The 13,286-nt window shown below is 72.9% G+C and carries 8 protein-coding genes; 5 read left to right on the forward strand and 3 right to left on the reverse strand.

The window, feature by feature from the left end:
• Positions 1–52: 52 nt before the first annotated feature.
• Positions 53–301, forward strand: coding sequence for a glutaredoxin domain-containing protein (locus ACFOY2_RS33500; protein WP_379532115.1), 249 nt, complete (start codon positions 53–55; stop codon positions 299–301).
• Here the strand turns inward: ACFOY2_RS33500 and nudC are convergent, their stop codons facing one another.
• Complete coding sequence (nudC, locus tag ACFOY2_RS33505; protein ID WP_379532116.1) at positions 302–1,276, reverse strand: NAD(+) diphosphatase; 975 nt, start codon at positions 1,274–1,276, stop codon at positions 302–304.
• 144 nt (positions 1,277–1,420) lie between these two features.
• On the opposite strand from nudC, the gene ACFOY2_RS33510 reads away from it, so the two are divergent.
• From ACFOY2_RS33510 to ACFOY2_RS33525, 4 genes are read left to right on the forward strand one after another with little or no spacing between them, the layout of a single operon-like run.
• The gene (locus tag ACFOY2_RS33510; RefSeq protein WP_379532117.1) at positions 1,421–2,563 is read left to right on the forward strand and encodes an ATP-grasp domain-containing protein; all 1,143 of its coding nucleotides are present in this window, start codon (positions 1,421–1,423) and stop codon (positions 2,561–2,563) included.
• A complete protein-coding gene (locus ACFOY2_RS33515; RefSeq protein WP_379532118.1) occupies positions 2,560–4,044 on the forward strand; it encodes an IucA/IucC family protein in 1,485 nt (494 codons plus the stop codon). Before ACFOY2_RS33510 ends, ACFOY2_RS33515 begins: the two co-directional genes overlap by 4 nt.
• The gene (locus tag ACFOY2_RS33520) at positions 4,045–5,577 is read left to right on the forward strand and encodes an IucA/IucC family protein (RefSeq protein ID WP_379532119.1); all 1,533 of its coding nucleotides are present in this window, start codon (positions 4,045–4,047) and stop codon (positions 5,575–5,577) included.
• Complete coding sequence (locus ACFOY2_RS33525; RefSeq protein ID WP_379532120.1) at positions 5,574–6,644, forward strand: type III PLP-dependent enzyme; 1,071 nt, start codon at positions 5,574–5,576, stop codon at positions 6,642–6,644. Before ACFOY2_RS33520 ends, ACFOY2_RS33525 begins: the two co-directional genes overlap by 4 nt.
• Here the strand turns inward: ACFOY2_RS33525 and ACFOY2_RS33530 are convergent.
• Together ACFOY2_RS33530 and ACFOY2_RS33535 are read right to left on the reverse strand one after the other, a co-directional pair.
• A complete protein-coding gene (locus ACFOY2_RS33530) occupies positions 6,604–9,885 on the reverse strand; it encodes an ATP-dependent helicase (RefSeq protein ID WP_379532121.1) in 3,282 nt (1,093 codons plus the stop codon). The genes ACFOY2_RS33525 and ACFOY2_RS33530 overlap by 41 nt on opposite strands.
• Complete coding sequence (locus ACFOY2_RS33535; protein WP_379532122.1) at positions 9,879–12,986, reverse strand: ATP-dependent helicase; 3,108 nt, start codon at positions 12,984–12,986, stop codon at positions 9,879–9,881. Before ACFOY2_RS33535 ends, ACFOY2_RS33530 begins: the two co-directional genes overlap by 7 nt.
• Between the last annotated feature and the right edge of the window lie 300 nt (positions 12,987–13,286).

A 13,286-nucleotide genomic window follows, 5' to 3' on the forward strand; every position in this document is an offset into this window, starting at 1 on the left:
CGCGTTGTTGCACCGAGCGCCTGACTTCCTGACCTTGGAGGGATTCCCCAACATGGCGCTCACGGTCTACAGCACCACGTGGTGCGGCCCCTGCAAGAGGCTCAAGTCTCAGCTCGCCCGCGAGGGCATCAGCTTCGACGAGATCGACATCGAACGCGACCCGGTGGCCGCCGAGTTCGTGATGAGCGTCAACAACGGCAACCAGGTCGTGCCGACCGTGGTGATCGAGACGGCGAAGGGGCGCGTCGTGCGGACGAACCCCTCGGCCCTCGAGGTCAAGGCCCTGCTCGAAGCGGCCTGATCACCAGTCGCCGACGAGCTCGCCGCCGTACCAGGTCTCGATCAGGCGGCGAGCGATCGACACCGGGGGCGGCAGGCGCAGTTCGCCTGACTCCAGTGCGCTCGCCATCTCTTCGCGGGAGTACCAGCGGGCTTCGGCGATCTCGTCGGCGTCGGGGATGAGCGTGGTCGTGGTGGCGTCGGCGAAGAAGCCGAGCATGAGGCTGCGCGGGAACGGCCAGGGCTGGCTGCCGAGGTAGCGCGGGTTGACGACGGTGACGCCGACCTCTTCCGCCACCTCGCGGATCACGGCGTACTCGAGCGACTCGCCCGGCTCCACGAACCCGGCCAGGATCGACAGCCGCCCTTCCGGCCACTGCGGGCCTCGGGCGAGCAGGCAGCGGTCGTCCTCGTCGCGGACGAGCATGATCACGGCCGGGTCGACGCGCGGGAAGTGCTGGCTGGCGTCCTGCGGGCAGACGCGGATGTGGCCGCCGGCCTGGACGGTGGTGTGGGCGCCGCAGCGCGGGCAGTATTCGTGGCTCGCGTGCCAGGCCTCCAGCGCCACGGCGTAGACGAGCAGGCCCGCGTCGCGGTCGCCGAGCAGGCCCCCGACCTGGCGCAGCCCGGCCGCCACCGGGGTTCCCTCGGGCGTGTCGCGCAGGCTCATCGGGACGGTCACGCGGCCGTTGACCTCGCCCGTGGAGATGCCGGGCAGCGGCGCGGCCACGGCGAAGTAGGCGACGCCACCCTCGACACCGAGCAGGTAGCGTTCGCCCGAGGGCGCCTGCGCCGGCGTGTACAGCACCGCCTGCACGTCATCGCCCACCCGACGCACCAGCGTGCGACCGTCATCGATCACCAGCACCCTGGTCGCGGGATCGGTCCAGGCGGCGTCGAGCCACCGTTCGTCGGCCCGCAGCGCCGAGGATCTGTCGATGGTGCCGCGCGCGAGAAGCAGCGGTCCGACGAGTTGCTCTTCCGCGGTGGTCCCCATTTCCGGCCCTCCCCAATTCCGATGTCATCCTATGACCTCGCGGTTGGCGGGCGATTAACGTATCCGGGCGCCGGGGTGATCTCTGTCGGGCTAAGATCGACGAGTTAGGTTAGCCTTACCTGATCCTTCGGGGGTGCCTTCGCGTTGCGGCTCTACCTGACCGCGCTCAAGCCAACCGATTCCGTGACAGACGGCTTCCTGCCCGCGGCTCGCGCGCTGGGCTGCGAGGTGACGATCCTGACGGACCGGCCGGAGCGGCATCCGCACGCTGTGGCGTGCGACGTACGCGACCCGCGCGCCCTGATCGACGCCGTGGAGCAGCTCGGCAGGCCGGACGCGATCTTCTCCAACTCCGACCACCTGCAGGCGGAGACCGCGCTGGCCGCCGCCTACTTCGGGCTGCCCGGCAAGGACTGGCGGGCGTGCGTGGCCGCCAAGAACAAGTTCCTGATGCGTCGAAAGCTGGCCGAAGCCGGGATCGAGCACGTGCGGAGCGTCCGGCTTGCCCCCGGCGAGCCGGCGCCCGAGGGGATGCCGTACCCGGTGGTGCTGAAGCCGCGTGAGGGCGTGGCCAGCGAGGACGTCATGCTCGTCGAACGCGACCTGGCCGGGGCCGTGGCGGAGGTCGGGAAGCGGCGGCCCGGCGAGGCGCTGGTCGTCGAGGAGTACCTCGAAGGGCCGCTGCGGACGCTGGAGACCCTGGGCGACGGCGAGGAGGTCAGGGTGCTCGGCGGGTTCGAGACCACGCTGGGCGAGCTGCCGTACTTCGTGGAGGAGCGGCTGGACTGGGCGCCGCGGCATGAGCGGCACGAGGCGCACGTGCTGGACGCGCTACGGGCGCTGGGCGTCGGGTTCGGCGCCTGCCACACCGAGTACGTGGTGACCGCCGAGGGACCGCGCCTGGTCGAGGTGAACTACCGGGTGATCGGCGACCACTGTGACTTCCTGCTGGGCGACGTGCTGGGGGTCCCGGTGTTCGAGTGGATCCTGCGCACGCACCTCGGTGAGCGGGTGCCCGCCGTGCCAGGGACCTCGGCGTACGGAAGCGCGGTCAGCCTGGTCGCCGACCGCCCGGGAACGATCAGAAAGGCCCCCGGGCACGAGTCCGTGACGCTGGGCGAGGTACGGCTCCGGCATCGCCCGCTCAGGGACGTGGGAGAGGTCGTCTCGCTCACCCACACCAACCGCGACTACCTGGGCGTCGTCCGCGCGATCGGCCCCGACAGGGAGCGCGTGGACGCCGCCGTCGAGGGCTACCGGGCGAGCCGGCCGTGGGTGATCGAATGAGCGCTCGGGAGGCCTATCTGGCCGCCCGGGTGCTGAACGCCCTGCTGCGCGAGGACTACGGCGATCTGTCCGCCCGCGTCACCAGGACCAAGGCGGGGCCGGGGCTGGCGCTGGCGGACGGGCGCTGGGTGCGCCTGGCGGCCGGCGGGCTCTTCCAGGACTTCGTGGTGGCCGAGGACGAGCTGCTGGGGCTGGAGCAGGTGCTGGAGACGCTGGCCGAGGTGGCGGATCCGGCCGACGCCGAGGGCGTGGCGGCCTTCTTCGAGGAGTGCCTGGCGGCGCTGGCCGCGCTGGAGCTGCACGACGCGCACGCGGCCGAGGTGCTGGCGCGCGGGCCCTCGTACGAGACGCTGGCCGCCTTCGTGGACCACCCGGTCTACCCGACCTCCCGCGCCAGGACGGGGTTGTCGGAGGCGGAGCTGCTGGCGTACGCGCCCGAGTTCGCGCCGGCCTTCGACCTGCGGTGGGCGGCGGTCCCGCGGCGCGCGCTCGCGCCCGGCTCGGCCTCCGGCCTGCCCGACGGCCTGGCGCCCTGGGAGTGCGGGCCCGACGAGGTGCTCTTCCCCGTGCATCCGTTGTCGGCCGGCGAGGTGGGCCGGATCGACGGGGTCAGGGTGCTGGACGCATCCGCGGTCACCGTGCGGCCCACGTTGTCGATGCGGACGGTTGAGATCGACCCGCGCACCCACCTGAAGCTGCCCCTGCCGATCAGCACCCTGGGCGTGAGAAACCGCCGCTCGATCAAGCCGGGCACGCTCGCCGACGGCGCCAGAGCGGAAAGGCTGCTGCGTGAGCTGGCCGACCCCGACGTGGTGCTGGCCGACGAGCAGACCTGGGCCCACACCGGGCACGAGTACCTGGCGTGGATGGTCAGGCGGCTGCCCGAGGGGACGATCGTGCCCGTCGCCGCGCTGACCGCGCCCGGCGTGCCGGTGGAGCTCGGCGAGGTGCTCCCCCGCTACCTGCGGCTGCTGCTGCGGTGGAACGTGCGCCTGTTCGTGCGCTACGGCGTCGCGCTGGAGGCGCACCAGCAGAACCTCGCCCTGCTCTTCCAGGGCGAGCGCCTGCGGCTGCTGGTCAAGGACAACGACGGGCTGCTGGCGTCGCCGTCCAGGCTGGCCGCCGCGGGGGTCGGGGTGCCGGCCTTCGCCGACGAGCGGATGCTGTGCGACGACCCGCACGCGCTGGCGGACGTGTTCGTGACGATCACGCTGCACCTGGCGGCGGCGGCCGTGGCGTTCGGGGTGCTGCCGCACGCGCGGGCTGCGGCGCTGCTGCGCGACACGCTGTCCGAGGCGCTCGACGAGTACGGCGACGACCCCATGGCCAGGCTCCTGCGCGCCAGGACGCTCGGCGCGGCCCGGCTGACCGGCAAATCCATGATCACGGCGGGCACGCTCGTGGCCAAGGAGCGCTCCGGGGCGCGTGACATCAACAAGTACTACGGCACCAGCGGCCCCAACTACCTGAGGAGAGCTTGAATGCAAGGACTTGTCAGCGATAGGCCCTCCGCCCTGGCCGAGGAGGCGACGCTGGCGGCCCTGCTGCGCTGCTGCGTGCGGGAGGTGGCCGGGCCGCGCGGCCTGGTCTGGCCGGCGCCGCCGTACCTGCTGCTGCGGGTGGCGGGCACGCTGCTGCGGGCCCGCACGCACGGCGGCGCGGCGCTGCGTTTCGACGGCGCGCCCGAGCGCCTGGAGGGCGGCGCCTGGCAGCCGCTGGCGGTCGACGAGCTGGTGCGCCTGGTCGAAGCCGACCTGCGCGGGCACAACGGCGAGTTCGCCGGGCAGGTGGCCGCCAGCAGGGACGCGGTGGCCGCGATCCTGCGGGCCAGGGCGGAGGCCGTGCCGCCCGCCGATCCCTGGCTGGCCTCGGAGCAGGCGCTGGTGTTCGGGCACCCGTTCCACCCCAGCCCCAAGTCGCGCGGCGGGGACGACTGGCTGCGGTACGCGCCCGAGGCGCACGCCGAGTTCCCCGTCAGGTTGCTCGGCGTGCGGGAGGACGTGCTGGCCGAGGAGGGCGACCTGTCGGCGCTCGATGGGATGGGGGCGGCGCCTTCGGGCTACCGGGTGCTGCCGGCGCATCCGTGGCAGGTCGAGTTGCTGCGGCCCGCTCTGGGGGCCGAGCTGATCGATCTGGGGCCGGGCCCGGTCGTGCTGCCGACCTCGTCGGTTCGGACCGTGTACGCCCCCGAGGCGGAGGTCTGCCTGAAGTTCTCCCTGGATGTGCGGATCACGAACTGCCTGCGGAAGAACGCCTGGTACGAGCTGGCCGGCGCCGTAGAGCTCACCTCACGCCTTACCCCGATTTTTCAGGAAACGGTGGTGAAGTACCCCGCCACCCGCTGGCTCCCCGAGCCCGGCCACCGCTCGGCCGCGCTCGGCACCAGGCTCCACGAGGGCCTGGGCGTGATCGTCCGGGAGAGCCCCTGGGCGGTCTGCTCCCCCGGCGTGACCCCGGTCCTGGCCGCCGCCCTCGTCCTGGAGGCCCCACCTGGCGATCCGCTCGCCTGGTGGTCGGCGTATGTGTCGGCGGTCGCGCCGCCGGTGCTGGAGTTGTACTTCACGCACGGCGTCGTCCTGGAACCCCATCTCCAGAACGTCCTGGTCGGACTGGACGGCTCCGGGATGCCCGCGCAGGCCGTCTTCCGCGACCTGGAGGGCGCCAAGCTCGTCGCCGGCCGCCACGACCTCGACGGGCTGCACCCCGAGGTCGCCGGGGCCCTCACCTACGACGCCGAACGGGGCTGGGCCCGCGTCGTCTACTGCCTGCTGGTCAACCACCTCACCGAGATCGCCGCCACCGTGGCGGGCCAGGACGACGACCTGCTGCGTGAGTTGTGGCGGCTCGCCCACGACCTGCTCGCCCGCCAGGCCGGCGAGCTCGGCCGGCCGCTGCCGCTGTCGGACCTGCTGGCGGGGGCGCCGCTGCCGGCCAAGGCGAACCTAGGCGTGCGCTGGGCCAGGGCCGCCGACCGGGCCGCCGGGTACGTGCCGATCGCGAACCCGCTGGCATGATCCCCGCCCGCGTCCAGGACGCCGCCCTGCGCCTGCCCTCCGCCCCCGCCTACCTCTACGACCTCCCCGGTCTGGACGAGCACGTCGCGTCCGTCAGGCGCGCGCTGGGCGCCGTCGAGCTGTACTACGCCGTCAAGGCCAACCCGGACGCCGAGCTGCTGCGCGTGCTGGCCGGGCACGTGGACGGGTTCGAGGTGTCGTCGCGGGGCGAGCACGCGCACGTCACGGCGCTCTTCCCGGACAGGCCCGTGGCGCTCGGCGGGCCCGGCAAGACCGACGCCGAGCTGCGCCTGCCGCACCACCGCATCCACGTCGAGTCCCCCAACGAGCTGCGCCGCCTGCGCGCCACGGGTCTGGAGGCCGACGTACTGCTCAGGCTCAACCCCGACCTGCCGGTTGCGGGCGCGGCGCTGACGATGAGCGGGCCGTTCGGGATGGACGAGGCGGGCGCGGCGGAGTGCCTGCCGCTCTTCGACGAGCGCGTGCGGCTGCGCGGTCTGCACACCCACCTGGCCAGCGGCCTGGACGCCGGCCAGTTGCTCGGCCTGGCGCGCACGCTGCTGGACAACGGCCACGAGGAGGTCAACCTCGGCGGCGGCATGGCGGTCTCCTACGCCGAACCGGAGGCCCGCTTCGACTGGACGGCCTACGGCTCGGGGCTGGAGGCGCTGCGCCGGGGCAGGACGCTGCGCGTCGAGCCGGGCCGGGCGCTGACCGCCTACTGCGGCTACTACGTGACCACGGTCGTGGACGTCAAGCGGGTGCGCGGCGAGGCGTACGCGATCCTGCTGGGCGGCACGCACCACCTGCGGACGCCGGCGACCAAGGGGCACGACCAGCCGTGCGTCGTGCTCCCGACGGGCGGGGGCCAGGGCGTCGAGGACGAGCCGATCACGCTGGTCGGCCAGCTATGCACGCCAAAAGACGTCTTTTCCCGAAAAATCGTGACCTCGGCGCACATTGGGGACACGGTGGTCTTCGAGATGGCCGGGGCCTACGCCTGGAACATCTCCCACCACGACTTCCTCATGCACCCGAACCCGGCCTTCCACTATCTGCGATCCTGACACGCTCGATCAGCGCGACCAGGCCGTCGGCGTCGAGCAGGTTCACCGGCCGCACCGTGCGGTTCGAGCGCACGTAGTGGAAGGCCGCCCGCACCTTCTCCAGCGGCACCCCCGCCAGGTGCGACCAGGCCAGCCGGTAGGCCGCCAGCTGCACGGTGGCGGCCTTGGCCGCCTTCTTGCCCTTGGGCGGCTCACCGGTCTTCCAGTCGACGACCTCGTAGCCGCCGTCGGGCAGCTCGAAGACGGCGTCCATCCGCCCGCGCACCAGCCGGTCGGCGATCATGGTCTCGAACGGGACCTCCAGGTCGACCGGGCGCCGGTCGGCCCATTCGCTGGCCTCGAACCGCTCCTGCAGCTCGGCGAGCCGCACGTCGGCCTCCTCCAGCTCGTCGTACAGCTCAAGGTCGTCGATCAGCCGCTGCTGGTCCCAGCGCGTCTCCAGCCACTTGTGGAACGAGGTGCCGCGCCTGGCCAGAGGCGCGGGCCTGACCGGGACGGGACGGCGGATCCTGCGGGCCAGCTCGCCCGGGTCGGCCGCCAGCGTCACCAGCGACGACACCGTCAGCTTGCCCGGCAGCTCGACGATCGTGGCCGGCTGCCTGCGGTGCTGCTCACGCTCGCGCAGCAGCAGGTCGGTGTCGCGGTCCCAGGCGCGCAGCCGTTCCTCCTCGAACGCCCGCAGCGGCTCGTCCTCCTCCGCCGGGACCAGCGTGCCCGCCAGGGCCTCCTCCACCAGGTGGGCGCCGTCGAGCACCGACTCGTAGCGCAGCCCCTCGGGCGTGACCGGCCAGACGGCCTCGGCCGGCTCGGCGAGCAGCGGATTCGTGGCGCCCTCCGCCACCTCATCGGCCCAGACCGAGACGCGGTCGGCGGTGTCGCGGATCTCCAGCAGGAAGTCCGACGGCGCAAGCGGCTTGGTGGCGCTGCCCCAGCGGTAGCCGGAGGCGATCAGGTGGTAGTGGGCGCGGGTGACGGCGACGTAGGCGAGCCTGCGCTCCTCCATCAGGTCGCGCTCGCGGCAGTGGACGTCGAACACGGCCAGTTCCTCCCTGCTCAGCCCGCTCAGCCTGGGCAGGTCGGCGGCGTCGCCACGCAGGGGGTAGGGGAGTTTGCGGGGGTTCTCCGTCCAGCGGCTGTTCATGACCGGCGTGGCGGGGAAGATGCTGCCCGTCGCGATCGTCCCCTTCGAGCTGACGAGCTGCGACAAGCCGGGCACGACCACGATGGGCCACTCCAGGCCCTTGGAGGCGTGCACGGTCATCAGCTTGACGCTGTTGCTCTCGCCGACGCGGCCGGCCTCCAGACCGAACTCCTCGCTCTCGGCCGCCTGCAGGTAGGCCAGGAACGCGCCGAGCGTCGGGTCCTCGGCGTCGCCGGCGAACCTGGAGGCGGCGTCCAGGAAGGCGTCCAGGTCGGCCCGCGCGGCGAACGCGCCCGCCGTGCCGCTGCGCGCGGCCACCTCGATGTCCAGCCCGAGCCTGCGTTCGACCTCGGTGATCAGGTCGGGCAGCGGCTGCGCGGCGTGCGCGCGCAGCTGGCGCAGCTCCTGGGCGAGCGCGACAAGCCTGGTGCGGGCCAGCGGCGAGAACGACTCCAGCCACTCCTCCCGGTCCGGCAGCTCGTCCAGGGCGTCGACCAGGCTGCCGCGCTCCTCGGCCAGGTCGGCCACCACCTGGTCGAGCGGGTCGTCCTCGCGGTGGCTCTCGCTCAGCTCGCGGGCCAGCTGCCTGGCCTGCTCGCCCAGCACCCGCAGGTCGGCGGGGCCGATCCGCCAGCGCGGCCCTGCCAGCAGCCTGGCCAGCGCGTCGCCGGACGTGGCGTCGTACAGGACGCGCAGGGTGGCGACGATGTCGTTCACCTCGGGCACGGTCAGCAGGCCGCCGAGGCCGACGACCTCGACGGGGATGTCGCGCTCCTCCAGCGCCCTGCGCAGCGCGGGGAACTGCGAGCGCCTGCGGGCCAGGATCGCGACGTCCTGGGGCTGGACGGCGAGGGTCTTCTTGCGTTCCTTCTCGCCCCAGGGCATGCCGTCGGGCGCGACCTCCTGGCCGAGGATCCTGGCGATGCCGCCGGCGATCCAGGCGGCCTCGTCGTCGGCGGTCTCGTGGAAGGCGCAGGTGACGCGGCCCCGGTCGACGCGGTTGGGGCCGGGCACCAGGACCGGCACCTCGCGGGCCTCCATACGCAGCGGGAGCTGCACGCGGGCGGCGACGTCGAGGACGCGGTCGCCGTTGCGGAAGCTGACGCTGAGCTGGCGGACCTCGGCGGGGTCGCCCGCGCCCGTCCTGAAGTCGCGGGGGAAGCGGCGCAGGTTGCCCGCCGACGCGCCGCGCCAGCCGTAGATCGACTGGCAGGGGTCGCCCACGGCGGTGACCGGGTGGCCGCCGCCGTACAGGGAGCGCAGCAGGACGAGCTGGGCGTGGCTGGTGTCCTGGTACTCGTCGAGCAGGACCACGGAGTAGCGGGCGCGCTCCATCTCGCCGACCTCCTTGTGGCCCGCCGCGATCCTGGCCGCCAGGGACATCTGGTCGCCGTAGTCGATGACCTCGCGGCCCCTTTTGAGCCGTTCGTACGCCTCCACCAGCGGCAGGAGCTGTTCCCTGGCCGCGTGGACGCTGACCGGCTTGCCCTGGGCGGCCACCCGCCTGCCCGGCAGCGTGTCGTAGTGCTCCTTCAGCCACTCCCCCACCCGCCGCACGTCGGCCCCGGCGCGCAGGTGCTCCTGCAACTCGCCCGCGAGCTCCAGGACGGCGGCCGTGACCGACGGCGGGCCCAGCTCGATCTTGTCCATCGGCCCGTCGTACATCGCCACCACCCGGGAGGCGAGCTGCCACGACACGGCCGGGGTGACCAGGCGCATGGTCGGCTCCAGGCCCTCGCGCAGCGCGTGGTCGGTGACCAGGCGGGCGGCGTAGGCGTGGTAGGTGGAGACGGTCGGCTCGTTGTCGAGCGCGCCCGGCTCGACCAGGCCCGCCTCGGCCAGGCCGTTCAGCCGCTCCCTGACCCGGTTGGCCAGCTCGGCGGCGGCCTTGCGGGTGAAGGTCAGGCCCAGCACGTTCTCGGGCTTGACCAGGCCGTTGGCGACCAGCCAGACCACACGGCCCGCCATGGTCTCGCTCTTGCCCGAGCCGGCGCCGGCCATGACGACCATGGGCTGCAGCGGCGACTCGATGACCGCGGCCTGCTCTGTGGTGGGGGGCAGGATGCCGAGCTTCTCGGCGAGTTCGACGGGGCTCAGCACACCTGGCCCCCGTTGTCGTTGACCGGGCAGCTCGACCTGGCCGCGCAGGTGCGGCAGCCGTCGTTGACCTTGGCCTGGAAGAACGGGCCCGACATGCCGGTGGCGACCGTGTCGACCAGGTCGCCCGCCCAGCCGGGGTTCTTGTCGTCGGCCAGCGCGCCCTGCTGCTGCTCAAGCGCGGCGTTCTTGCCCGCGGCCTTGCCGAGCTGCACCAGCGCGGCGCCGCCCGGCTCGGTCATGCCGTGGCGGGCGAAGGCGCCCAGCAGCGCGGCCAGCTGGTAGACGCCGAGCTGCGGGTGACGGTCGAGGTCGCCGGCCTTGGGTTTGGAGCCGCCGGTCTTGAGGTCGATGATCACGGCCCGGCCGTCGTCGTCGGCTTCGACGCGGTCGACCCGGCCCTTGATCTGCACCCCCTCGGAGACCATCGCGGTGAACGACTCTTCGATGGCCTTCAGCTCGCGTGGATTGTCCTGCTGCCAGCGCAGGAACTTGCCGATCATCTGCTCGGCCACCTGGCGCTGCTTGCGGTTGTACCAGACGCCGCCGAAGTCGAGCTCCTTCCAGACCTCGTCCAGGCGTTCGCCCAGTTGGTCGGCCTCGGGCAGGTCGGTGGCGGCCAGCATGGCCAGCGCGTGGATGACGTTGCCGAGGCCCTGGGCGGTGCTGGTGCCCGCCGCGCCGACGGCCGTCTCCAGGAGCCAGCGCAGGCCGCACTTGGTGAAGCTCTCGACCGCCGACGGCGAGATGCTGACGATCCCGTCGGGCCAGCTCAGCGGGCGGTCGTCGGAGATCGGCGTCAGGGCGTACCAGTCGTTGGGGTGGGCGCCCTGGACCCCGGCGGCGGCCAGGCGGGCGAGCTGCCGCGCCGCCTTCTGCCGGACCTTCTGGGACCTGGTCGGGTCGGTGACCGCGCTGCGCAGGTCGGCCACCAGCGCGGACATGGTCAGCCAGCGGGCCCGGTCGTCCACCGTGGCCGTCTCGACCGCGCCGGGCAGCAGCTCCTCCAGGAACCTGGACGCCCGCTCGTCGGTGTCCTCGCCGCCGACCGCGGTCACCACCAGCCTGTGCCTGGCCCTGGTGACGGCCACGTAGAACAGCCTGCGCTCCTCGGCCAGCAGCTTGGAGACCAGCGAGGTGGCGTTCGGCTTGGCGCCCTCGACCACCTCGATCAGGTCCTCGACGCCGAGCAGCGAGCCGCGCAGGCGCAGGTCGGGCCAGACGCCCTCCTGCACGCCCGCGACGACCACGACGTCCCATTCGAGGCCCTTGGAGCGGTGGGCGGTCAGCACGCGTACGGCGTCGCCGTCGGGCGCCCTGTCGGCCAGCGTGTCGCCGGGGATCTCCTGGGCGGCCAGGTCGTCGATGAACACCTCGGGGCCCGCGTGCGGCATGCGGTCCACGAATTTGGCGGCGTGGTCGAACAGGGCCACCACGGCGTCGAGGTCGCGGTCGGCCTGGGCGCCTCTGGGGCCGCCCGCCATGCTCATCTCGGCCCAGCGCTCGGCCAGGCCGCTGGCGTGCCACACGGCCCACAGCAGGTCCTCGGCGGTGCCGTCGTGGGCCGCCGCCTCGCGGGCGGTGGCCAGCAGCTTGCCGACGCGCTCGGCGGGCAGCGCGACGTGGGGTTCGAGGCGGGTCAGCTCGCGGATGTCCTGGACGGCGGCCACGAGCAGCTCTCCGGACGAGCGCGCGTCGCCGTCGGAGACCTCGTTCTCGGCGATCTTGAGCGCGCGGCGCAGGCGGCGCACGCCGATCATGTCGGTGCCGCCGAGCGGCCCCGTCAGCAGCTCCTCCGCCACTCCCTCGTCGAGCTGGGCCGGGTCGAGCGCGACCTTGAACATGGTGAGCAGCGGGCGTACGCCGGGCTCCTGCGCGATCGGCACTTCGTCACCCGCGATCATCGTGGGCACGCCCGCGTTGACCAGCGCCCTGCGCAGCAGCGGGACCTGCCGTTTGGCCGAGCGGACCAGCACCGCCATCCGGTGCCAGGGCACCCCGTCGATCAGGTGGGCGCGGCGCAGCGTGTCGGCCACGATCGCGGCCTCCTGGCTGGTGCTGTCGGCCAGCAGCACGCGCGCCTGGCCGGAATCGGCCTCCAGGAGCGGCGCCAGGTCGCGGTGGCCATGGCGGTGGTCGTGCTCGGGAGCGAGGGCGATGGGCAGCTTGGCCGCCACCCTGCGCGAGGCCTCCAGCAGGTCGGCCCCGCTCCTGCGGCACACCCGCAGCGCCAGCACCGGCGCCTCGCGGCCGTCGCGGGTGGGGAAGCGCTCGGGGAACTTCATGATGCCCTGCACGTCGGCGCCCCTGAACCCGTAGATCGACTGGTCGGGGTCGCCCACCGCGATCAGGTCGCGGCCGTCGCCCGCGAGCTGGGCCAGCAGGAGCTCCTGCGCCGGGTCGGTGTCCTGGTACTCGTCCACGAACACCACGTCGTGCGCCGCCCGCTCCCGCTCGCGCACCTCCGGCCTGGCCAGCAGGGCCGAGGCGGCGCCGATCAGCTCGGCGTAGTCGTAGGTCTCCTGCGGGTCGAGGTCGAACCTGAGCTGGTAGCGCTCGGAGAATCGGCCCGCCGCCGTCCAGTCGCCGCGCCCGTGCCTGCGGCCCAGCGCGACCAGGCGTTCGCCGTCGAGGCCGCGTTCGCCGGCCCTGGACAGGAAGTCGCGCAGCTCCTCGGCGAACCCGCGGGTCTTGAGCGGCTCGCGCAGCGACTGGGGCCAGTCGAGCCCGCCGTTCTCCAGCTCGCCGTGGAGCAGGCGGCGGATCTCCAGAAGCTGCTCGGGGCCGGTGAGCAGGCGCGGCGGGGCCTTGCCGTCGAGGATCGACTCGCGGCGCAGGAGCGCGTAGGCGTAGGAGTGGAAGGTCAGGGCCAGCGGGGTGCGGGTGGTGCGGCGCAGGCGTCCTGTGACACGGTGGCGCAGTTCCTCGGCGGCCTTGCGGCTGAAGGTGAGGATGAGCACGCGTTCTGGATCGGTGCCGCGCCGTTCGATCCTGTCGACGACGCTCTCCACGATCGTGGTGGTCTTGCCGGTGCCGGGACCCGCCAGGACGAGGAGGGGGCCGCTGTCGTGCTCGACCACGGCACGCTGGTGCTCATCGAGCACAGGGGGCACAACAGGACCGTCGCTGCCACGTCGTACCAACCGCCAGGTCTGACCACTCACAGCACTAGATTCCACCAGACCACGGGGACAGATCGGGCCCACTTGCCGATGATCCGCCTACCGTACCCGGGCAAACCCCAACTTTCCCGACGCAACGCCGCACCAATTGCCGGGTTTTGAACCCCGAAGCCGGTCAAGAAGACGCTCGTCACGGCGAACAGCCCGTGAGCCTTCACGACCGGCCATGACGGACGGCTACTGGCGACGGCGCGTGCGGTGACCTTGGCAGCGCCGTACAAG

Origin of the sequence: Nonomuraea purpurea, from assembly GCF_042650645.1 — a bacterium.
In the GTDB taxonomy this organism is placed as follows: Bacteria; Actinomycetota; Actinomycetes; order Streptosporangiales; family Streptosporangiaceae; genus Nonomuraea; species Nonomuraea purpurea.